Source organism: Cyanobium sp. CH-040, from assembly GCF_024346135.1.
GTDB lineage: Bacteria > Cyanobacteriota > Cyanobacteriia > PCC-6307 > Cyanobiaceae > NIES-981.
In genome coordinates, this window is record NZ_JAGQCJ010000012.1 from 86,591 (window position 1) to 107,405 (window position 20,815).

At 73.0% G+C, this 20,815-nt stretch carries 17 protein-coding genes; 9 read left to right on the forward strand and 8 right to left on the reverse strand.

Annotated features, from left to right (window positions below):
* Positions 1 to 19 precede the first annotated feature (19 nt).
* Genes KBY90_RS11465 through lysA form a run of 3 tightly spaced genes read right to left on the reverse strand, consistent with a single transcriptional unit; the run spans position 20 to position 3,072 of the window.
* Positions 20 to 808, reverse strand: coding sequence for an isoprenyl transferase (locus KBY90_RS11465; protein ID WP_254968778.1), 789 nt, complete (start codon positions 806 to 808; stop codon positions 20 to 22).
* Positions 805 to 1,635 (reverse strand): diadenylate cyclase, encoded by an 831-nt coding sequence (locus tag KBY90_RS11470; RefSeq protein WP_254968779.1) that lies wholly within the window; start codon positions 1,633 to 1,635, stop codon positions 805 to 807. Before KBY90_RS11470 ends, KBY90_RS11465 begins: the two co-directional genes overlap by 4 nt.
* A gap of 21 nt (positions 1,636 to 1,656) precedes the next feature.
* Positions 1,657 to 3,072, reverse strand: coding sequence for a diaminopimelate decarboxylase (gene lysA, locus KBY90_RS11475; RefSeq protein ID WP_254968780.1), 1,416 nt, complete (start codon positions 3,070 to 3,072; stop codon positions 1,657 to 1,659).
* A 58-nt stretch (positions 3,073 to 3,130) separates the two neighbouring features.
* Between lysA and KBY90_RS11480 the strand changes: the two genes are divergently transcribed.
* Both KBY90_RS11480 and KBY90_RS11485 read left to right on the forward strand, forming a co-directional pair.
* Positions 3,131 to 3,571 carry a GNAT family N-acetyltransferase gene (locus KBY90_RS11480; RefSeq protein WP_254968781.1) on the forward strand — a complete coding sequence of 147 codons (441 nt, stop codon included), beginning with the start codon at positions 3,131 to 3,133 and terminating at the stop codon, positions 3,569 to 3,571.
* A gap of 244 nt (positions 3,572 to 3,815) precedes the next feature.
* A complete protein-coding gene (locus tag KBY90_RS11485; RefSeq protein ID WP_254968782.1) occupies positions 3,816 to 6,368 on the forward strand; it encodes an ATP-dependent Clp protease ATP-binding subunit in 2,553 nt (850 codons plus the stop codon).
* A 12-nt stretch (positions 6,369 to 6,380) separates the two neighbouring features.
* Here the strand turns inward: KBY90_RS11485 and KBY90_RS11490 are convergent, their stop codons facing one another.
* Positions 6,381 to 7,877: a gamma-glutamyltransferase gene (locus tag KBY90_RS11490; protein ID WP_254968783.1), complete on the reverse strand. Its 1,497-nt coding sequence runs from the start codon at positions 7,875 to 7,877 to the stop codon at positions 6,381 to 6,383.
* 35 nt (positions 7,878 to 7,912) lie between these two features.
* Here KBY90_RS11490 and KBY90_RS11495 point away from each other — a divergent pair, with 35 nt between their 5' ends.
* The 3 genes from KBY90_RS11495 to KBY90_RS11505 are packed head-to-tail and all read left to right on the forward strand — an operon-like array spanning position 7,913 to position 10,733.
* A complete protein-coding gene (locus KBY90_RS11495; protein WP_254968785.1) occupies positions 7,913 to 9,136 on the forward strand; it encodes an iron-containing alcohol dehydrogenase family protein in 1,224 nt (407 codons plus the stop codon).
* The gene (locus KBY90_RS11500; protein ID WP_254968786.1) at positions 9,133 to 10,059 is read left to right on the forward strand and encodes an alpha/beta fold hydrolase; all 927 of its coding nucleotides are present in this window, start codon (positions 9,133 to 9,135) and stop codon (positions 10,057 to 10,059) included. The genes KBY90_RS11495 and KBY90_RS11500 overlap by 4 nt, the downstream gene beginning before the upstream one ends.
* The gene (locus KBY90_RS11505; RefSeq protein WP_254968787.1) at positions 10,056 to 10,733 is read left to right on the forward strand and encodes a DUF2993 domain-containing protein; all 678 of its coding nucleotides are present in this window, start codon (positions 10,056 to 10,058) and stop codon (positions 10,731 to 10,733) included. Before KBY90_RS11500 ends, KBY90_RS11505 begins: the two co-directional genes overlap by 4 nt.
* Before the next feature lie 33 nt (positions 10,734 to 10,766).
* Here KBY90_RS11505 and KBY90_RS11510 read toward each other — a convergent pair whose 3' ends face one another.
* Genes KBY90_RS11510 through KBY90_RS11520 form a run of 3 tightly spaced genes read right to left on the reverse strand, consistent with a single transcriptional unit; the run spans position 10,767 to position 13,645 of the window.
* Positions 10,767 to 11,654 (reverse strand): phosphatidate cytidylyltransferase, encoded by an 888-nt coding sequence (locus tag KBY90_RS11510; protein WP_396122574.1) that lies wholly within the window; start codon positions 11,652 to 11,654, stop codon positions 10,767 to 10,769.
* Positions 11,651 to 12,262 carry a precorrin-6Y C5,15-methyltransferase subunit CbiT gene (gene cbiT / locus KBY90_RS11515; protein WP_254968788.1) on the reverse strand — a complete coding sequence of 204 codons (612 nt, stop codon included), beginning with the start codon at positions 12,260 to 12,262 and terminating at the stop codon, positions 11,651 to 11,653. The genes KBY90_RS11510 and cbiT overlap by 4 nt, the downstream gene beginning before the upstream one ends.
* Positions 12,263 to 12,268: 6 nt before the next feature.
* On the reverse strand, positions 12,269 to 13,645 hold the full coding sequence (locus KBY90_RS11520; RefSeq protein ID WP_254968799.1) for an aminotransferase class I/II-fold pyridoxal phosphate-dependent enzyme: 1,377 nt from the start codon (positions 13,643 to 13,645) through the stop codon (positions 12,269 to 12,271).
* A gap of 175 nt (positions 13,646 to 13,820) precedes the next feature.
* Between KBY90_RS11520 and KBY90_RS11525 the strand changes: the two genes are divergently transcribed.
* The 4 genes from KBY90_RS11525 to KBY90_RS11540 all read left to right on the forward strand — a co-directional run bounded on the left by KBY90_RS11525 (position 13,821) and on the right by KBY90_RS11540 (position 20,517).
* A complete protein-coding gene (locus tag KBY90_RS11525; protein WP_396122577.1) occupies positions 13,821 to 15,431 on the forward strand; it encodes an ABC1 kinase family protein in 1,611 nt (536 codons plus the stop codon).
* 141 nt (positions 15,432 to 15,572) lie between these two features.
* The gene (locus KBY90_RS11530) at positions 15,573 to 15,992 is read left to right on the forward strand and encodes a hypothetical protein (protein WP_315858736.1); all 420 of its coding nucleotides are present in this window, start codon (positions 15,573 to 15,575) and stop codon (positions 15,990 to 15,992) included.
* 93 nt (positions 15,993 to 16,085) lie between these two features.
* Entirely contained in the window at positions 16,086 to 19,544 is a 3,459-nt protein-coding gene (locus KBY90_RS11535) for a hypothetical protein (protein ID WP_254968789.1), read from the forward strand.
* A gap of 13 nt (positions 19,545 to 19,557) precedes the next feature.
* Positions 19,558 to 20,517: a M48 family metalloprotease gene (locus KBY90_RS11540; protein ID WP_254968790.1), complete on the forward strand. Its 960-nt coding sequence runs from the start codon at positions 19,558 to 19,560 to the stop codon at positions 20,515 to 20,517.
* Here the strand turns inward: KBY90_RS11540 and KBY90_RS11545 are convergent.
* Positions 20,502 to 20,815: sigma factor-like helix-turn-helix DNA-binding protein (locus KBY90_RS11545; RefSeq protein WP_315858735.1), on the reverse strand; the 314-nt coding region annotated here is incomplete at its 5' end. The two genes, KBY90_RS11540 and KBY90_RS11545, sit on opposite strands and share 16 nt — an antisense overlap.

Sequence of the window (20,815 nt, forward strand, 5' to 3'; positions counted from 1 at the left end):
GGATGGGCGGTGACGGGATTCACGGGGCCGGATCCACCCCACCGAAGCGGCGCTGGCGGCTCTGGTAGTCCACCAGTGCCGCCAGCAGGGCCGCCTCGTCGAAGTCGGGCCAGAGCACCTCGGTGATGTGCAGCTCGGCGTAGGCCAGCTGCCAGAGCAGGAAGTTGCTGAGGCGCTGCTCGCCGCTGGTGCGGATCAGCAGGTCGGGGTCACGTTCGCCGGCGGTGTGCAGCCCCTCCGCGAAGGCGGCCTCGTCGATGGAGGCCGGATCGAGTTCTCCGCGCGCCACCCGTTCGGCCAGCCGACGGGCCGCCGCCACCAGCTCGGCGCGACCGCCGTAGTTGGTGCACACGTTGAAGCGGATGCCGTCATTGGCCTGCGTGCGGGCGGTGGCCTCGGCGATCAGCTGCTGCAGACCGCCCGGCAGCGGAGCCAGGTCGCCCAGGAAGCGGATCCGCACCCGCTCCCGCTCCAGCCCCTCCAGCTCCCGCTGCAGCACCCGCTCGAACAGGGCCATCAGGAAGCTCACCTCCTCCCCCGGGCGGTTCCAGTTCTCCGTGGAGAAGGCGTAGGCGGTGAGCGCGCCGATGCCCCAGTCGCTGCAGAGGCGCAGGGTGCGCTTGAGCGCCTCCACGCCGGCCCGGTGCCCCATCACCCGGGGCAGGCCGCGCCGGCGCGCCCAGCGGCCGTTGCCGTCCATGATCACGGCCACGTGGGCGGGCAGGCGCGCCTGGTCGAGGGCCGCGGGCAGCGGCTGGCGGGCACCACGCAGCAGGGAGTGGCTGTTGGTCGCCAGAGCGCGACTCATCCGCGGGAATCCGGCGTGTCCTTGGCCACGCTACGTCCAGCCGGCCTGGCCAGGGCTTCGCTGAGCAGGTCATGCAGCCGGCTGCTGGTGATCGGCCGTTCCAGCCGCCCCTGGCACGCCAGCGACAGCGTGCCGGTTTCCTCCGACACCACGATCGCCAGGCAACGGTGGAAGCGCTCGGTGAGGCCCAGCGCCGCCAGGTGACGGGTGCCATAGCGGTTGATCCCCTGCCGGGAGAGGGGCAGGATCACCCCGGCCGCCAGGATCCGGCTGCCCTTCACCAGCACGGCGCCGTCGTGCAGGGGCGTGTCGGCGGTGAACAGGTTGAGCAGCAGATCCACCGACAGCTGGGCATCGAGCTCGATGCCGGGGTTGAGGAAGTCCTCCGGACGCAGGTCGCTGCCGTGGTCCACCACGATCAGGGCGCCGCGGCGGGCCTGGGAGAGGCGGCCGGCCGCCACGCTGAGCACCGCCACGGAGCCCGAATTGAAGGCGTCGCTGGTGCGGCTGCCCACCAGCACCCCCAGCCGGCCGGTGCCGAGCAGCTCCATGAACCGCCGCAGCTCACCCTGCCAGAGGATCGCCAGCGCCAGGCTGCAGGCCAGCACCAGGGCATCCACCAGCTTGGTGGTGAGGGGCAGATTGGCGAAGCGCTGCACCCCCCAGGCCAGGGCCACAAGCAGCAGATAGCCCCGCAGCAGCCAGAGGGTGCGCGGCTCGCGCACCCGCCCGAGCACCACCACACCCAGGCCGAACGCCAGGAGCAGGTCGATGAACAGGCGCGGATCGAGTACCCGGAGCCAACTCCCGAGCCAGAGCCCGCTCACACCGTCACCGAAACCTGTTCGTCAAGATACCGGTGAGAGGCGGGCGGGCAGCACGTCGTAGCGCAGTAGGTCTTCCGGCTGTTCGCGGCGCTGCACCACATCGGCCAGCCCGTCGTGCACCAGCACGGCGGCCGGGCGCGGGATGCGGTTGTAGTTCGAGGCCATCGAGGCGTTGTAGGCACCGGTGCTGAACACGGCGAGCACATCGCCGCTGGTGGCCGGCGGCAGGGCCACATCCCGGAGCAGCACGTCACCGGACTCGCAGTGCTTGCCGGCCACCGTGACCGTCTCGCTGGCCTCGGCGCCGGGCCGGTCGGCCAGCAGAGCGGTGTACTGCGACTGATAGGTGATCGGCCTGGGGTTGTCGCTCATGCCGCCGTCCACCGACAGATAGGTGCGGAGACCGGGAATTTCCTTGCGGCTGCCCACCGCGTAGAGCGTCACGCCGGCGCTGGCCACCAGGGAGCGGCCGGGCTCGCAGAGCAGCCGCGGCAGCTCCAGATCCCGCTGGCGGCAGGCCTGGGCCACGGCTTCGGCCACGGCCCGCACCCACTCCTCGATGCTGGGGGGATCGTCGCTGGCGACGTAGCGGATCCCCAGGCCGCCACCCACGTTCAGATCAGTCACGGGGTGCCCGAGGGAGCGGGCCAGGGCCAGGGCGTCGGCCATCACGCCGGCCAGGTCGCGGTGGGGCTGCAGCTCGAAGATCTGCGAGCCGATGTGGGCGTGCAGACCCGTGAGCCGCCCCCAGGAACAGGCCGCCAGGTGCTTCAGCACCGCCTCCAGCTGGTCGGGGTCGAACCCGAACTTGCTGTCCAGGTGGCCGGTGCGGATGTACTCGTGGGTGTGGCACTCGATGCCGGGCGTGAAGCGCAGCATCAGCCGCACCGGCTCGGTCAGGCCGGGGGCCAGGTCGGTGAGCAGTTCGATGTCCCGCCAGTTGTCGAGCACCACGGTCACGCCGCGCCGGGCGGCCAGGGCCAGCTCGTCGCGGCTCTTGTTGTTGCCGTGCAGCACGATGCGATCCGCGGGCATGCCGCCCTGCAGGGCGGTGAGCAGCTCTCCGGCCGACACGGCATCGAGGCCCAGGCCCTCGGCCGCCACCAGGGCGGTCACCGCCACCGAGCTGTTGGCCTTGGAGGCGTAGAGCGCCAGGGAGGGTCCGGGGTAATGGGTTTCCAGGGCCTGCCGGTAGGCGCGGCAGCAGGCGCGCAGGGTGGCCTCATCGAGCACATACAACGGTGTGCCGTAGGTGCGGGCCAGCTCGCTCAGGCGGCAGCCGCCCACGGTCAGCCGCCCCTCGGAGTCCACCGTGGTGGTGAGCGGCGTGAGGTTGCGGTTGGGACTGGCCGGATCGCGGTCCGCCTCGAAGGGTTGGCCGCACAGGCCCTCGTCGCCAGCGCGGTCCAGGCCGGTGGGTTGACTGGAGATCACCATGGCCGGACCACGGAGGTTGCGAAACGCAGAATGTACGAAACTCCCCGGCCCCGCGGCCGTGCCTGCTGAACCGGCGCCGCTGGGGGTCGCCGATCTGGAGGCCTGCCTGGCCCTCGATGGCCGCTGCCTGAACGGGCTCTGGAGCCGCCGCCAGTGGCACACCGAGCTGGCCGATCCCCAACGCCCGGGACTGGGCCTCTGGCAGGAGCAGCGCCTGCAGGCCATGGCCTGCGGCTGGCTGGTGCTCGACGAGCTGCACATCACCCTGGTGGCGGTGGATCCCGGCGCCCGGCGCCGCGGCCTGGGGCGGCTGGTGCTGCAGAGCCTGCTCGCGGCAGCCGCCGGCCGGGGCGCCGACCGGGCCACCCTGGAGGTGGCCAGCGGCAACACCGCGGCCCTGGCCCTCTACCGCTCGCTGGGATTCCACGAGGCCGGCCGCCGCCCCGGCTACTACCGCAACGGCGACGACGCCCTGATCCACTGGCTTCGCCTCGGCTGAGCCCCTGATCCCCTGATCCCGATCTGCCCTGCCTGAGCGGCGGCAGACGGAGCTATTCCTGTTGCGGAACGGTTCGGTTTACCGGATTTTGTTATGGCGAAAACGGCTGAATCCAGAGCCTTCTGCTGCACTCAGAACACCTGCCGGCGCTGGTGCCACGGGGGATCTGCCCGCCGGGTCGCGCCGATCACACCCTCCCTGTCAATCCTGATAGGTTGGACCAACGTGCAACAGGCCCCGCCCCATGTTCGAGCGGTTTACCGAGAAGGCCATCAAGGTGATCATGCTGGCCCAGGAGGAGGCCCGCAGGCTGGGCCACAACTTCGTGGGCACCGAGCAGATCCTCCTGGGGCTGATCGGCGAGGGCACGGGCGTCGCCGCCAAGGTGCTCAAGTCGATGGGCGTCAATCTCAAGGACGCCCGCGTGGAGGTGGAGAAGATCATCGGCCGCGGCTCCGGCTTCGTGGCGGTGGAGATCCCCTTCACCCCCCGCGCCAAGCGGGTGCTGGAGCTCTCCCTGGAGGAGGCCCGCCAGCTGGGTCACAACTACATCGGCACCGAGCACCTGCTGCTCGGCCTGATCCGCGAGGGTGAGGGCGTCGCCGCCCGCGTGCTCGAGAACCTCGGCGTGGATCTGGCCAAGGTCCGCACCCAGGTCATCCGCATGCTCGGCGAGACCGCCGAGGTGGCCGCCGGCGGCGGCGGTGGCAAGGGTTCCACCAAGACCCCCACCCTCGACGAGTTCGGCAGCAACCTCACCCAGCAGGCCGCCGACGGCAAGCTCGACCCGGTGGTGGGCCGCCAGCACGAGATCGAGCGGGTGATCCAGATCCTCGGCCGCCGCACCAAGAACAATCCGGTGCTGATCGGCGAGCCCGGCGTCGGCAAGACCGCCATCGCCGAGGGTCTCGCCCAGCGCATCCAGTCGGGCGATGTGCCCGACATCCTCGAGGACAAGCGCGTCCTCACCCTCGACATCGGCCTGCTGGTGGCCGGCACCAAGTACCGGGGCGAGTTCGAGGAGCGCCTCAAGAAGATCATGGAGGAGATCCGCGGCGCGGGCAACGTGATCCTCGTGATCGACGAGGTGCACACATTGATCGGCGCCGGTGCCGCCGAGGGCGCCATCGATGCTGCCAACATCCTCAAGCCCGCCCTGGCCAGGGGTGAGCTGCAGTGCATCGGCGCCACCACCCTGGACGAATACCGCAAGCACATCGAGCGCGACGCCGCCCTCGAGCGGCGCTTCCAGCCGGTGATGGTGGGCGAGCCCTCGGTGGAGGACACGATCGAGATCCTGCGCGGCCTCAAGGACCGCTACGAGGAGCACCACCGGCTCACGATCGAGGATCAGGCCCTGATCGCCGCCGCCACCCTGGGCGACCGCTACATCTCCGACCGCTTCCTGCCCGACAAGGCGATCGACCTGATCGACGAGGCCGGCAGCCGTGTGCGGCTGATGAACTCCAAGCTGCCCCCGGCGGCCAAGGAGATCGACAAGCAGCTGAGGGCGGTGCAGAAGGAGAAGGAGGACGCCGTGCGCGAGCAGGACTTCGCCAAGGCCGGCGAACTGCGCGACAAGGAGGTGGAGCTGCGCGATCAGATCCGCAACATCCTTCAGGCCCGCAAGAGCGAAGGCGCCACCGCCGACGCGGAAACCAGCGATGAACCCACGGTCGCGGCCAGCGAGGCCCACGCCCTGGAGGACATCGACCGCGGTCCCACCGTGACCGAGGAGGACATCGCCCACATCGTCGCCTCCTGGACCGGCGTGCCGGTGCAGAAGCTCACCGAGAGCGAGTCGGCCAAGCTGCTGAACATGGAGGAGACCCTCCACCAGCGCCTGATCGGCCAGGACGAAGCCGTCAAGGCGGTCTCGCGCGCCATCCGCCGCGCCCGCGTGGGTCTGAAGAACCCCAACCGGCCGATCGCCAGCTTCATCTTCTCCGGCCCCACCGGCGTGGGCAAGACCGAGCTCACCAAGGCCCTGGCCGCCTACTTCTTCGGCAGCGAGGAGGCGATGATCCGCCTCGACATGTCGGAGTTCATGGAGCGCCACACGGTCAGCAAGCTGATCGGTTCGCCTCCTGGCTACGTGGGCTTCAACGAGGGTGGCCAGCTCACCGAGGCGGTGCGGCGCCGGCCCTACACGGTGGTGCTGTTCGACGAGATCGAGAAGGCCCACCCCGATGTGTTCAACCTGCTGCTGCAGCTGCTGGAGGACGGCCGCCTCACCGACTCCAAGGGCCGCACGGTGGACTTCAAGAACACTCTGATCATCATGACCTCGAACATCGGTTCGAAGGTGATCGAGAAGGGCGGCGGCGGCCTCGGCTTCGAGTTCTCCGGCGAAGCGGCAGAGGAAACCCAGTACAACCGCATCCGCTCGCTGGTGAACGAGGAGCTCAAGCAGTACTTCCGCCCCGAGTTCCTCAACCGTCTCGACGAGATCATCGTCTTCCGTCAGCTCAGCCGCGATGAGGTGAAGGAGATCGCCGAGATCATGCTCAGGGAGGTGTTCGGCCGCATGGAGGAGAAGGGCATCCACCTGGCGGTGACCGACGCCTTCAAGGAGCGGCTGGTGGAGGAGGGCTACAACCCCTCCTACGGCGCCCGCCCCCTGCGCCGTGCCGTGATGCGCCTGCTCGAGGACTCCCTGGCCGAGGAATTCCTCAGCGCCCGCATCGGCGAGGGCGACCACGCCCTGGTGGACGTCAACGACGACAAGCAGGTGGTGATCCGCAAGCAGGACACCGCCGCACCGGCGGTTCCGGAACTGGCCGGCGCCGGGGCCTGATCCAGCGGCGGTTCAGATCCCCCCGCCGGTGACTGCCGTCGATCCCCCCCGCCGGGGATCGGCCAGCGCCAGCAGGGATCCATCCGCCAGCTGCGCCACCAGCTTCACGCCCCCGAAGTACATGTCGGGGGCGTCGAAGCAGCGCAGCTCGAAGGCCTCAAGCTCGGCCTTGAGCTCTGGCGGCACGGCATCAGACTCCAGCTCCGGTTCCAGACCGGGCTCCAGCAACAGCCGTGGCCGCGGACTGGTTTCCGCGTTCACGTGCAGCCTGGGAGCCGTGATCGCCGCCTCCAGGTCCAGACCCTCCTTGGCATAGCGCCACCACACCTGGGCCAGGGCGGTGGTGATGCGGCTGGCACCGGGCGAACCGAAGGCCAGCAACCGTCCGTCGCCGTGGCTGGCCAGGGTGGGAGCCATGTTGCTGGGCAGGCGCGTGCCGGGGGACGCGGCCAGATAGCCGCCGGGGTTGAGTTCCGGCTCGCCCAGGCTGTTGTTGCAGGCGATGCCGGTGCCGGGGATGGTGATCCCGGCCCCGTAGCCGCTGCTGAGGGTGAGCGACACCCGGTCCCCCCTGGCCGTGAGCACGCTGATCTGGGTGGTGCTGGCCGGCGCCGTCCGCCGCGGCCCCTCTCGCCAGCGGGCCAGTTCCAACTGGGCGCGGGCCTGGTGCAGCAGCCAGGGCGCCCCCCGGCGCCGCTCCACCGGGCTGCACTCCATCAGTGCCAGCAACCGGTCCAGCGCCGCACCGCCCCGGGCCGGCGCCGGGTTGAGGGCCAGCTGGAAGCCGCTGCTGCGGTGCCGCAGCGGACGGCGCACCACGGCCCGGTAGCGCGCCAGATCGGCCAGGGTCACCAGGCCGCCGCAGGCCGCCATGGTCTCGGCCCAGACAGCCCCCAGATCGCCGCCATAGAGGGCAGCGGCTCCCTCGCGCGCCACCAGCTCCAGCGTGCTGGCCATGCCGGGAAACCGCAGCCGCTCCCCCTCCCGCAGGGGGCGCCGGCCAGCGGCCAGAAAGCAGTCGCGGCTCGCCTGCTGGCGGGCCAGCAGCGGCTCGCCTGCGATCGCCAGCCAGCGGGCCGTGGTGACCCCCACCGGCCAGCCCCGGCGGGCCAGATCGAGCGCCGGCTGCACCAGCTCCCGCCAGGGCAGCGAGCCATGGCGCCGCCAGGCGAGATGCAGACAGGCCAGCAGACCGGGCACCGCCACCGAGCCCGGTCCCGCCCGCAGGGTGATGCCATCGCCGTAGGGCAGGCTGATCTCCCACACGTCGGCCTTGCCCGGGTCACCGGAAGGCACCACATCGGCCCCGTCGATCAGCTCGGGCGGCTGAGCGGCCCGCTGCACCATCAGGAAGCCGGAGCCGCCCAGGGAGCACATCAGCGTCTCGCTGAGGGTGGCGGTGAGGGCTGCCGCCACCGTGATGTCCACGGCGTTGCCGCCGGCCTCGGCGATGGCCACCGCGGCGTCCCGGGTGAGCGGTGCGTCCACGGCAATGGCGGCGCGCGTCATGGCCGCTGGCTCCAGCCACTGCATACGATTGTGCGATGACCGCAGCCCAGAGCCCACACCCCCGCGCGGAACCCACCGGCGAGGGCGCGCCCGCCAGGAGCAGCCACAGCTCCGTGAGCAGCCACGGCTCTTTGAGCAGCCACAGCATCGCTCCGGCGCGGGTCCTGCGCGGTGCCGGAGCCTGGACCGACGCCCGTCCTCTGATCGCCGGCCTCGGCCGCGAGGTGCTGCTGCTCGGCCGCAGCCGGACCACGGCGGAGCTGCGGCGGCGGCTCGCCGCCGAGGTCGAGGCCGACGGCCTGGGGGTGCGCCAGGCCGAGCTGGAGCACGACTGCTGCGCCGAGGATCTGGAGCGCCTGCAGGCCGAGGCCCATGGCTGGGGCGTGGATCTGGTGCTGGCCGCCGGCGGCGGCAAGGTGCTCGACGCCGGCAAGCTGCTGGCCCAGAGGCTGGCACTGCCCTGCGTCACCGTGCCCACCAGCGCCGCCACCTGCGCCGGCTGGACCGCCCTCTCCAATCTCTATTCACCCCAGGGCGCCTTCCTCGGGGATGTGGTCCTGGACCGCTGCCCGGATCTGCTGGTGTTCGATCACCAGCTGGTGCGCCAGGCCCCGCCCCGCACGCTGGCGAGCGGCATCGCCGACGCCATGGCCAAGTGGTACGAGGCCGCGGTGAGCAGCGGCGGCAGCCACGACGGCCTGATCCAGCAGGCGGTGCAGATGGCGCGGGTGCTGCGCGACCAGCTGCTGCTGGAGGCCGAGGCCGCCCTCGCCGACGCCGCCCAGCCCCACCAGCCCCCCAGCCAGGCCTGGGTGCGGGTGGCCGAGGCCTGCGGGCTCACCGCCGGCCTGATCGGTGGGCTCGGCGGCGCCCGCTGCCGCACCGTGGCCGCCCATGCCGTTCACAACGGCCTCACCCACCTGGCCGCATGCCACGGCAGCCTGCACGGCGAGAAGGTGGGCTTCGGCATCCTGGTGCAGCTGCGGCTGGAGGAGCTGGTGGGCGGGCAGCAGCTCGCGGCCCAGGCGCGCCGGCAGCTGCTGCCCCTGTTCCGGCGGCTGGGGATTCCCTCCACGCTGGCGGAACTGGGCCTGGGCCAGGCCAGCCTCAGCGACCTGGAGACGGTGTGCGTCCATGCCTGCGCCCCCGGCTCCGACCTGCACCACCTGCCCTTCCCAGTCGGCCATGCCGATCTGCTGGCGGCGATGGTGAGCACCACCAGCGAGGCCCTCTGCAGCCCAGACCGGCAGCCGGCGTGATCCCCCGCGACCAGCAGGAGCGCTGCAGGGCGCTGGTGAGTGAGGCCGCCGCCGGCCTGCTCGATCCCCAGGGCCGCGACCTGGCCGCCCGGGTGCAGTGGTGGTCCCTGGCCGGGTTGCCGGGGGAGTGGCCCGTGGCGGTGCTCGGGGAGGGAGCGCCGCTGCTGCTGCTGCACGGCTTCGACAGTTCCTTCCTCGAGTTCCGCCGGCTGGCACCGCTGCTGGCCGCCGGCCACCGGCTGTTCATCCCCGACCTGCACGGCTTCGGCTTCACGCCGCGCCCCGCCGCCGGCCCCTACGGACCGGGACCGGTGCTCGACCACCTGGAGCGGCTGTTGGCGGCGATCGCGGAGCAGCATGACGGCGGCCGCCGGGGCTCGGGCAGCCGCGCAGGGGGGATCGGCCTGATCGGCGCCTCGATGGGGGGCGCGGTGGCGGTGGAGCTGGCCCGGCGCCTGTCCGGCAGCATCGACCGCCTGCTGCTGCTGGCACCGGCGGGGCTCAGCGGCCGGCCCATGCCGCTGCCGCCCCTGCTCGATGGCCTGGGGGTGCGCTTCCTGGCCCTGCAGGGCGTGCGCCGCGGCCTCTGCCGCAGCGCCTTCGCCGATCCCGACAGGGGCGTGGGGCCGGCGGAACTGGAGATCGCCTCGCTGCACCTGCAGGCACCGCGCTGGGCCGAGGCCCTGGCCGCCTTCGCCCGTTCCGGAGGCTTCGCCGGCTGCGGCACCCCCCTGCCGCCCCAGCCGCTGCAGGTGCTCTGGGGAGCCCAGGACCGCATCCTGCGCGCCCCCCAGAAACGGGCCGTTCTGGACCTCCTGGGCGATCGCGTGCAGGAGCTGCAGCACTGCGGCCACCTGCCCCACATCGACCAGCCCGACACCGTGGCGGCCACCTGGCTGCGCCGGCCAGCCACCACGCCGTGACCCAGTCCCCCCCGCCTCCGCCACCCCCCGCCGGCCCGGACGGCACAGGCCCCGATCAGGGTGGCCCGCTGCTGCACCTGCTCTCGGCCGCCCTGCAGCTGTGGCTGCGTCAGCAGTGCCAGCGGGTGGAGACCCTGGAGATCCAGCTGCGGGGCTCCGCCGGAGCGCTGCTGCGCGGCCGCCTGGCCGGGGTGCAGGTGAAGGCCCGGGGGGTCACCTACCAGAACCTCGACCTGGAGCTGGTGGAGCTGGTCAGCGGGCCCCTGCAGGTGCAGATGGGCCACCTCTGGCGGGGGCAGGGCGTGCAGCTGCAGCAGAGTTTTCGCGTCAGCGGACTGGTGAGCCTCACGGCTGCGGGGCTCAGCCGGTCCTTCGCCCAGCCCCGCTGGCGCGCCATCGCCGATCAGCTGGCCGAGGAACTGGTGGGGATCACGCCGCTGGTGGGCCTGCAGGTGCGGGGGGAGCGCCTGGTGCTGGTGGCGCAGGGCGTGGCGGAGCCCAGACCGGTGGAACTGGAGACCACGCTGCGGTCCTGCGAGGGCGGCGTTGAGGTGGCCAGCCTGGACGGCAGCCTGCGCAGCCTGCTGCCGTTCGAACCGCCCCTGCGGCTGCAGCGGGTGGCCGTTGAAGCCGGCATGGTGGTGCTGGAGGGTGAAGCCACGGTCATCCCCTAGCCATCCACCAGCAGTCATCCCCCAGGGGTGGGCCTAACGCTGCAGCAACGGCAGCACCAGCGTCACCAGGGAATAGACCACCGCCGGCACGAACAGGTAGCTGTCGATCCGGTCCAGAACACCGCCATGGCCGGGGATGGCGTCGCCGGAATCCTTCAGCCCCGCGTCGCGCTTCATCATCGATTCGGTGAGGTCGCCCACCACCGCGAACAGGGCCACCACCGCCCCCAGCACCGCCCCGATCAGCCAGCCCCACCGCCAGCCGATCCAGAACCCGCCGATCAGCCCCACGGCCATGGCGCAGGCCACCCCGCCCAGGGCGCCTTCCACGGTCTTGCCGGGGGAGATCGGTGACAATGGCCGCCGCCCCAGGCGCCGGCCGATCACGTAGGAGCCGATGTCGGTGGCCACGATCAGCAGGCAGGCCAGCAGGGTGAGCGCCAGCCCGCTGTCGGGCAGGGCCCGCAGCTTGATCCAGTGGCTGGGCAGAAAGCCCAGGTAGAACAGTCCGAAGATCGAGGCGGCGATGTCGGCGATCGTGCCCGTCACCGGCTGCAGCAGCAGCCAGCCGCAGATCACCGCTCCGGAGGCGGGCAGCACCGCCGCCGCCACGTCGGCCACCAGCCAGCCGCCGGCGCCGGCCGCCTGGCTGGCCGCCTGGGTGGTGAACAGCAACAGCTGCACCGCCACCAGGGTGGTCTTGGTGGCGGGGCGGATCCCCTTGAACTGGGCCATGCGGAAGAACTCCAGCAGGGCCAGATGCACGATCACCCCCACGGCCACCGTGAACCACCAGCCGCCCAGGGTCACCACCACGAGGCCGAACCCGCCCACGGCACAGCCGCTCGCCAGCCGGGCCAGGGAGGTGGCCTTGCGGGACCGGGACGGGGTAGGCGTGGCGAGGGGCGGCGGCGGACTCAAGGGCGTTCGGCCGCGATCAGGAACAGCGGCTCCGCCGCCGCCAGCTTGGCCTGGCTGCCGCGGCGCTGCATCCGGTGCACGGTGGCCTGCACCACCTGCACATCCCGGGCGGCCAGCTGGCTGAGGGTGTCGGTGGCATCCACCAGCCCCTCCAGGCTGGCGGTGCTGATCACCAGCCGGCCGCCGGGCTGCAGCGCCTGCCACACCGCCGCCAGCACCGCGCCGAGGGGACGGCCCACCTCCAGCAGCACCCGGTCGGGCCGCGGCGGCAGCAACTCCAGGTCGTCCGGGGCCGCGCCGGCGTGGATGTGCAGGTTGGCGATGCCGAAGCGCTGCCGGTTGCGCTCCAGCAGGGCGATCGCCTCCGGGTCCCGCTCCAGGGTGTGCACGGCACCGGCCGGCATCAGCCTGGCGATCTCCAGGGCCAGGGCGCCGGTGCCGCCGCCCACGTCCCACACCAGCGAGTCGGCCCGGGGCCGCAGGTGGGCCAGCAGCATCACCCGCAGCTCCATCGGCGTGGGGCTGAAGCCGGGGGCGTCGGCGAAGGCGCCGTCGGGCAACCCCGGCGTCACGAAGTCCCAGCTGAAGGGGGTTGGTGGTCCGGCCACGGGGCGTCAGCTGGCCACAACCTTCACCGTATCAGCGATCTGGCCGGGCCACCGGAGGGCCTCCGCGGCCAGCCAGGCCGCCCGGGCGGCGTCGATCCGCTCCCCGGGCACCAGCAGGGGGATGCCGGGGGGGTAGGGGCAGAGCGGCTCGGCGGCCAGGTGGCCGGCGGCCTCCGCCAGCGACACCGCCAGGGCCGGTGCCCGCCAGGCGCGGTCCAGGGCCAGCTCCGGCTCAGCCACCAGCGGCAGCGGCGGCGGGCTGAAGGGCGCCAGGGGATCGCCCCCCTGCTGCCGCACCAGCGCGGCCAGGGCCCGCGGCAGGCGGCGGGCCACGCCCGGCGGCGGCACCTCCCCCAGGCAGAAGGTGAGCGCCCCGGGCTCGGGCAGCTCGGCGATCACGCCCCGCTCCAGCAGCCAGCGGTCGGCCTGGAGTCCGTTGATGCCCAGGGCAGCCGTGTGCAGCACCAGGCGCAGGGGATCGTGATTGCGCAGCAGCGGCAGGCCCAGACCGGCGCAGCGCCGCTTCAGCCGGGCCGCCACGGCCTCGGCGCGGCGGCGGCGGACACGGCCGGCCGGACTGCCGGCGTGGCGCAGGGCCGCCTCCGCCGAGGCCAGCAGCAGGGCGCTGGGGCTGGACGTCTGCAGCCAGAGCAGGCTGCGGGCGATCGCCGCCGGCTCGTGCCGCGGCCCCTGGGCCAGCAGGGCGGCGCTCTGGGCCAGACCGCCGCCGGCCTTCTGACAGGAGAGCACCACCAGATCGGCTCCGGCCGCCAGGGCCTCGCCGCCGCCGTGGGCCTGGTCCACCAGCAGCGGCAGTCCAGCGGCGTGCACCAGCGGGGTCAGCGCCACCAGATCGGCGCTGAAGCCCTGATACGTGGGGGACACCAGCACCACCGCCGCCAGGGGCCCCTGCGCCAGGGCCGCCGCCAGCACCCGCTCCAGCCAGGGGGCGTCCGGAGGCCGCCAGAGGCCGCTGGCCGGATCGAAGGGCAGGTTGAACAGCACCGGCCGCAGCTGTCCCAGCACGCAGCCGTGCAGCAGGGACCGGTGCAGGTTGCGGGGCAGCAGCACCCTGCTGCCCGGCGGTGCCAGGGCGAGCAGGGCCGCCTGCAGCAGGCCGCTGGCGCCATTCACCCCAAACCAGCAGCGTTCGGCGCCGAGCAGTTCGGCGCAGGCCCGCTGGGCGTCGGCCACGGCCCCCACCGGCTCCAGGAGCCCGCCGATGGCCGGCAGTTCCGGCAGGTCCCAGCTGCCGGGGGGCTGGCGCAGCAGGGCCGCCAGGTCCGGGGCCAGGCCGCGGCCGCGGCCATGGGCGGGCAGATGCAGCTCCAGGGGCCGGCTCCAGGGCGGTCCCGGCCACCGGGCCCTGAGCGCCCGGCCCAGCGGCAGGGGATCCGGCGCACGACCGGGGGCAGGCGCCAGTGAACGGAGCAAGGGAACCGGTGCGCGCTTTCTAGAGTCTGGCCATCGCCCCCGCCGCCGCCGGCGGCCCGCCACGCCCTTGACCGCCGCCCCCACCAGCCCCGTCTACGACCCGAGGGCCGACCGGCGCTGGCTGATGCGGCGGCCCTGGATGCTCCTCGGCCGGCTGGGCAGCGTGCTCTGGCAGCTGGGCAGCCTCACGCTGGTGCTGGCACTGCGCGGCGGCAGCCGGGACGCCGCGGTGCAGCGCCGGCTGGGCCAGCGCATCCTCGCCACCCTCACCAACCTGGGACCCTGCTTCATCAAGGTGGGCCAGGCGCTCTCCACCCGTCCGGATCTGGTGCGGCGCGACTGGCTGGAGGAACTCACCCAGCTGCAGGACAACCTGCCCCCCTTTCCCCTGGCGGTGGCCCTGGCCACGATCGAGGCCGAGCTGGGCGCCCCCGCCAGCCAGCTGTTCGAGGAGTTCCCCGACTACCCCGTGGCGGCGGCCAGCCTCGGGCAGGTGTACCGGGCCCGGCTGGGTGACGGACGCTGGGTGGCGGTGAAGGTGCAGCGCCCGGGCCTGGAGCGGATCCTCCGCCGTGATCTGGTGCTGATCCGCCTGCTCGGCACGCTCAGCGCGCCGCTGCTGCCGCTCAACCTCGGGGTGGGGCTGGCCGAGATCATCGACGAGTTCGGCCGCTCCCTGTTCGAGGAGATCGACTACCGCCGCGAGGCCGACAACGCCGAGCGCTTCTCCACCCTGTTCGAGCACCACCCGGAAGTCACGGTGCCCCAGGTGGAGCGCGAGCTGAGCGCGCGGCACGTGCTCACCACCACCTGGATCCACGGCACGAAACTGCAGGAGCGGCGGGCCCTCGAGGCCCAGGGTCTGGATCCCTCCGCCCTGATCCGCACCTGCGTGATCGCCGGCCTGCGCCAGCTTCTCGAGTTCGGCTACTTCCACGCCGACCCCCATCCCGGCAACCTCTTCGCCCTCCCCGGCCGCAGCGGCGCCCTCGGCCATGTGGCCTATGTGGACTTCGGGATGATGGATTCGATCACTGACGCCGACCGGCTCACCCTCACCGGCGCGGTGGTGCATCTGATCAACCGCGACTTCCGCGCCCTGGCGGAGGACTTCGTGGCGCTGGGTTTTCTCAAGCCGGACAGCGACCGCGAGCCGATCATCCCCGCCCTCGAGGATGCCCTGGGCGGCGCGCTGGGGGAGAACGTGGGCAGCTTCAACTTCAAGTCGGTCACCGATCGGTTCTCCGAGCTGATGTACGACTATCCCTTCCGGGTGCCGGCCCGCTTCGCCCTGATCATCCGGGCGGTGGTGAGTCAGGAGGGTCTGGCCCTGCGGCTCGACCCCGACTTCAAGATCATCCGGGTGGCCTACCCCTACGTGGCCCGGCGCCTGCTGGCGGGCGACACCGCCGAGATGCGCGACAAGCTGCTGGAGGTGCTGTTCGACAGCGACGGCCGCCTGCGGGTGCAGCGGCTGGAGAACCTGCTGGCCGTGGTCGAGGGGAGCGGCTCCGGTCCGGACCTGCTGCCGGTGATGGGCTCGGGCCTGAAGCTGCTGCTGGGCCCCGAAGGCAGCAGCCTGCGGCAGCGGCTGCTGCTCACCCTCGTGCAGGGAGACCATCTGCACACCGAGGATCTGCGGGCGCTGGTGGGGCTGCTGCGCCGCACCTTCACGCCCGCCAAGCTGGCTGGGGGCGTGCTGGCCCGGCTCAACCCGCTCGCTCCGGCCGCCTGAAGCGCCTCTAGGGTCAGCCCCAGCCTGCGGCCCCCTGTGATCCTTTCCGCCCCGACTCCTCCCACCCCGATCCTGTCCTCCGCCCTGTTCACCGCCGCCAGCCACCTCGCCGCCATCGAACCCGGCGGCGATGCAGGCGCCGTGGAGCTGTTCAGCGATCTGGACGCCGCCGCGTTCCTGCTGGAGGTGGGCGTGCTGATGCAGCCGCCCTACCTGGTGGCCGGCCTGGGGCTGGCCATCGGTGTGCTCTGCGGCCTCACCTTCGCCCGGCTGGTGCGCGACAAGCTGGAGGCCTGGAAGCAGGACCGGCTGGCCCTGCTGCCCCTGGGCAGCGGCGTCACCACCCTGCCCTACATCGGCGTGGTGATCGGCGTGACGCTGTTCATCGGTGGCAGCCTGCAGGTGTTCGGCTTCTCCTCCGGGGTGGCGCTGCTGGTGTCGTTCATCCTCTCGGTGGCCACCGCCGGGGCCCTGTGGGTGCAGCTGGAGCGGCTGATGGCCCAGGTGGAGAACGGCACCTTCAGTGCCGTGGACTTCGACAACTTCGATCAGTTCTTCTGAGCTCATCCGGCCGGCGGTCAACGGCAGTGACAAGGCGCTGACGGAGCGCCCCCGCCCCCGCTAGGCAGGGGGCGCCACCAGCCAGCCTCCGCCGTGTGCTTCTGGGTCCTGCTCGGCCTGGTGGGTCTCGGGCTGCTCCTGCGCGAGCGCCGGCTGCTGCGCGAGCGGCTGAACCGGCTCGAGGAGGCCGTGCAGCAGCTGGAAGGCCAGCGGCCGGAACCGCTCCGGCAGCTGGCTGAGACCCCCCGGCCTGCGGCTGGGCCGGGTTCCGCCAGGGCCGCCCCCGAACCACCGCCCCAACCCCAGCCCCTGCCGCGCTGGCTGCAGGCCCCGGAGCCGTCCGCAGCCGCCGCCCCCCCGCCGCCACCGGCGCTCGCACCGCCCGCGCCCCCTCCCCCTCTGCCGCCCGGATCGCCGACTGGCGGGAAGCCGCCACTCGGCCCCGACCTGCGGCAACGCCTGGAGCGGCTGCTGGTGGAGAACTGGACCGGGATCCTCGGCGTGGTGGTGCTGGTGGCGGGGGTGAGCTTCATCGCCATCCACGCAGCCCTGCGACTTTCGCCGCTGCAACGCTTCCTGCTCACCAGCCTGGTCGCCCTGGGCCTGACGACCCCCTCCCTGCTGGTGGGCGGGCGCCCCCGCTGGCGCAACCTCAGCGCCTGGATGCGCAGTGGCGGGGGAGCCCTGTTCCTGCTCGCCTGCACCGCCTCCGGCGGCCTCCCCCAGCTGGGGCTGCAGTGGATCGACCGTCCGGAACCGGCCCTGGCCCTGATCGCCCTGGCGGTGCTGGCGAACCTGCTGCTGGCCGCCCTGGCACGCACCCAGACCGTGGCCTCGCTGCACGTGGTGGTGAACCTGGTGCCGCTGGCGATCGTGCCCCAGTCGGGCCTGATCCTGGGGATCGCCAGCGCCGTGGCGCTCACCGGCCTGGGGCTGCCGCCCGGCCGCCGCTGGAGCGGTCACCAGCTGGTGGTGACCTGGGCCTACGTGCTCTACCACCTGGCCTGGGTGGTGCGCAGCCAGCCGCTGCTGGCGGTGGATCCCCGGCTGCGGGCTGGGGCGGCCCTGGCCGCCGTGCTGGTGTTCGGGGGCGGCGCCCTGTTGCAGCACCACCGCCGCTGGCGCCACCCCGAGCTGCGCGCCCTGCCCCTGGCGCTGGTGCTCAGCCAGGCGGCCGGCCTCGCCGTCACTCTGGTGCTCTATCCGCGCCAGGCGGCGGTGCGGGCCCTGAGCCTCGGCCTTGTGGCAGTGGCCGCCCTGCTGCTCGCCCAGCGCTGTCGCCGCAGGGGCTGGCCCTGGCTTGCGCTCACCGATGCCCTCACCGGCCAGGGCTTCGCCGTGGCGGCGCTGTTCAGCCTGCAGCCGCTGGTGGCCAACCCCCTGCTGCTGCTGCTGGTGGTGCAGGCGGAGTGCCTGGCCTTCCTGTGGCTGGGAGCGGCGCAGCGGCAGGCGTGGATCCGCCGCACCGGCTGGGCCCTGAGCGCCCTGAGCGCCATGGCGATGGCGCTGGTGACGCTGCTGCAGCGTCTGCCAGGGGCCACCGAGCGGCTGCCGGTGGGGCCGCTCGCGCCGGCGGGGCAGACCACCACCGTGCTGCTGGCCTCCGGCCTGCTGCTGGTGCTCACCCAGGTGCTGCTGCGGCGCCGGGACGTGCCCCTGCCCCTGCCGCCCCTGCTGGGCTGGCTGGCCGGCGTGCCGCTGCTCCTCGCGCTGGCGCTCACCAGTCCCGAGCCCTGGCGGCCGGCCCTGATCACCGCGCTGCTGGGCGGGCTGCTGGTGCTGGCACGACCCTGGCCGGCCTGCGGCGTGAGAGCCGGTCTGAACGGCGTGGTGGTGGGTCTGCACGGACAGCTGTGGCTGTGGCTGCTGCGCCCCGAGCCGTGGCAGGCGGCCCCCCTCGCGGCGCGGCTGCTGCCGCCCACGCTGGTCGCGCTGCTGCTGCTGGCGAACCGCCAGGCCGTGCCCAGCCGGCGCACCGGCTGGTTGCTCCTCCAGGGCACCGGCACCAGCCTGGTGCTGGCCACCCTGCTGCTGCGTTCGGCGGGCACCCCCGCTCCCCTGCCCGCCGGCCACGCCGCCGCCCTGCTGGGCGGCGCGGCCCTGTTCACCGCCCTGCTGCTGCTGCTGGACCGGTGGCGCCTGACCGTGCCCTGGGGCTGGCTGGGGGGGTGGATGGGCGCGCTCCTGGCGCTCACCGGCAGCCTGGCCTGCCTGCCAGCGCCGCAACGGAACTGGCTGGCGCTGGCCGGGCTCGGCCTGCTGCTGGTGCTGGCCCGGCGCTGGCGGCCGCAGGGCCTGCTGGCGGGCAGCACCGCAGCGGTGGCGGTGGTGCACGGGGTCAGCTGGGAGCTGCTGCTCAGCCGCCAGCCCTGGCAGCCCGGTGCCCTGCTCCTGCATCTGGCGCCCGTCCTGGCCCTGGCCCTGGTGCTGCATGGGGCGGGACGCCGGCGGCCGCGGGTGCGGCAACAGGGCGCGGCCTGGCCCCTGGCCCGGGGGCTGGGCCTCGACCTGTTCAGCCTCGGCCTCAGCCTCGGGGTCTACCTGCTGCTGGCCCCCCGCTCCCCGCTGCTGCCGGGAGTCGCCTGGCTGCTGCTGGCCCTGCTGCACCTGGAGACAGCCGATCGCCTGGAGCCGCGCGATGCCTTGCACCTGCTCGGGCTGGGGCTGATCAACCTGCTGGCCTACGGCGGCGCCTATCTGCTGGTGATCAGCCAGAGCCCGGCGGCGGTGACCCTGGGGCCGCTGGTGCTGCCGGGCCGCCTGCTGATCGAGTTGCTGGCGGTGCTGGTGCTGCTCTATGGCTGGTTCTTCCGGCCGGCCGCCGGCCTGCGGCGCCTGCCGCTCTGGCGGCGCCTGCAACCCTGCCTGCTGGAGGCCACCCTGCTGGCCGTGGCGGTGCTGGTGCTCAACGAGGTGGAGCTGCTCTGGCGGCCGCTGGCCTGGTCAGCACTGGCCGTGGCCCTGCTCAGCCCGCCGCTGCGGCGGCTGTTCGCGAACCGGCTGCAGGTGTATGCGGTGCTCCTGTTCTGGCTGGCGATGGCCACGCTGGTGGCGATCCTGGCCACCCTGCCCTCGCCTTCCCTGCACTGGGCGAGCCGGCCCCAGCTGCTCGGACTGCTGGCGATCGCCCTGCAGGTGCTGTTCATCGTGGCCGCCCATCGCTGGCTCGACCCGGCCCTGCTGCGCAACCCCGGCGGGCTGCCGCCGCTGGCCTGGATCGGCCGGCTGGTGGCCCGCCGCCCGTTCCGCTGGTTGTACCTGCCGCTGTTCGCGGCCGTGGCCTACTACCTCGCCCTGCGCTACGACCGCTCGCTGCTCACCCTGCTCTGGGCCGCCCAGGCCTTCGTGGTCTTCGCCCTGGGCCTGCTGCTGCGGGAACCGCCGTTCCGCACCCTTGCCCTGGCGGGCCTGGCGGCCTGTCTGGTGCGCCTGCTCTGGATTGACATGTCCGCAGCCGACCTGAGCCTGCGCGGCCTGGTGTTCGTGGGGGTGGGAGTGCTGATGCTGGCCATGAATGCCCTGGCCAGCCGCTTCGGCGGCAGGCTGGACTGAGATCCGGACTGCGATGAAGTCCTCCGCGGCCCCGCAAAGAAACCGGCGTCTGGCGGCGCTGGCCGTGCTGCTGGCCTTCGGCGCCGGGCTGATCGCCCTGCTCTGGCGCGACCGGCCGGCGCCGCCGCTGCGCAGCTCCCTGGCCACGCCCTTCCAGCTGCTGGGCACCCCGCTGCATCTGGTGGACCGGCTGGCCAGCCGGGCCCTGCCCGTCGGCGATGTCGACGAGGAGGCTCTCGGGGAGGTGCTGCGCCAGCGCTTCGAGGCCCAGGTGCGGCCGGACGACCCCGACCAGCGCTACCTCGACGCGCTGATGGCGGGCCTGGCCCCCCACAGCCAACGCCCGTTCCGCTACCGCGCCTACGCCGTGGGAGCCTGCGGCACGGCCAATGCCTGGGCCCTGCCGGGGGGCGTGATCCTGGTGTGCGCCGAGCTGCTGGAGCTGCTCGAGTCCGAGGCCGCCCTGGTGTCGGTGCTGGCCCATGAACTCGGCCATGTGGAGCTGGGGCACTGCTTCGCCCGGGTGCGCTTCGAGCTGCTCAGCCGCCGCCTGGGAGGGTTCCGCACCCTGGCCCAGCTGGCGGACGGGACTGTGGCGCTGCTGCTGCAACGCCCCTACAGCAAGGCCGCCGAACACGAGGCCGACGACTATGCCCAGGCGCTGCTGCAGGCGAGTGTCTACGACCCGGCAGCGCAGGGCCGGGCCTTCGCGGCACTCAACGCCGCCCACGGGCAGAGCCGCCCCCGGGCCGACCTGATCCTCGATGGACTCGAGACCCATCCCCCGGGAGCTCTGCGCCAGGCGGAGTACGAACAGCGCGCCGCTGCCTGGTGGCGGCGGCACCCGGAGGCACGGCGCTACGTGGGCCGGCGCAATCTCGAGGAGCGCCGCAGCCTGGGGGAATGGACGCTGGCCGGCGAGTGGGTCGACGCCAGCGCCGCCGGCAGCCCGCTGGATCAGGCCGCCAGGTAGCCCTCGAGCCGGCGCGACTGGGAGCGGATGCCCTCCAGCGCCTTGCGCTCCAGGTTGCGGGTCTTGTCGCGGCTCATGCCGAGGGCCTTGGCGATCGAACTCAGGCTCATGGGCTCGGCCAGGACGTCTCCGTCGGTGGGGATGCCGTAGCGCATCTTCAGCACCCGACCCTGCAGCTCCGGCAGCTGCTCCAGCAGCGCCCGCAGGTCTCCCTTCAGGCACTCCCCGTCCACCCGCTCCTCCGGCAGCTCCTCATCCCCCGCCAGCAGCTCCAGCAGCTCCGTGTCCTCCCCGTCCC

What these genes read in the sequence shown, in the direction of transcription:
- KBY90_RS11465 (WP_254968778.1), bottom strand. Translation starts at nt 808, where the DNA reads ATGAGTCGCGCTCTGGCGACCAACAGCCACTCCCTGCTGCGTGGTGCC.
- lysA (WP_254968780.1), bottom strand. Translation starts at nt 3,072, where the DNA reads ATGGTGATCTCCAGTCAACCCACCGGCCTGGACCGCGCTGGCGACGAG.
- KBY90_RS11485 (WP_254968782.1), top strand. Translation starts at nt 3,816, where the DNA reads ATGTTCGAGCGGTTTACCGAGAAGGCCATCAAGGTGATCATGCTGGCC.
- KBY90_RS11490 (WP_254968783.1), bottom strand. Translation starts at nt 7,877, where the DNA reads ATGACGCGCGCCGCCATTGCCGTGGACGCACCGCTCACCCGGGACGCC.
- KBY90_RS11495 (WP_254968785.1), top strand. Translation starts at nt 7,913, where the DNA reads ATGACCGCAGCCCAGAGCCCACACCCCCGCGCGGAACCCACCGGCGAG.
- KBY90_RS11525 (WP_396122577.1), top strand. Translation starts at nt 13,821, where the DNA reads ATGCGGCGGCCCTGGATGCTCCTCGGCCGGCTGGGCAGCGTGCTCTGG.
- KBY90_RS11540 (WP_254968790.1), top strand. Translation starts at nt 19,558, where the DNA reads ATGAAGTCCTCCGCGGCCCCGCAAAGAAACCGGCGTCTGGCGGCGCTG.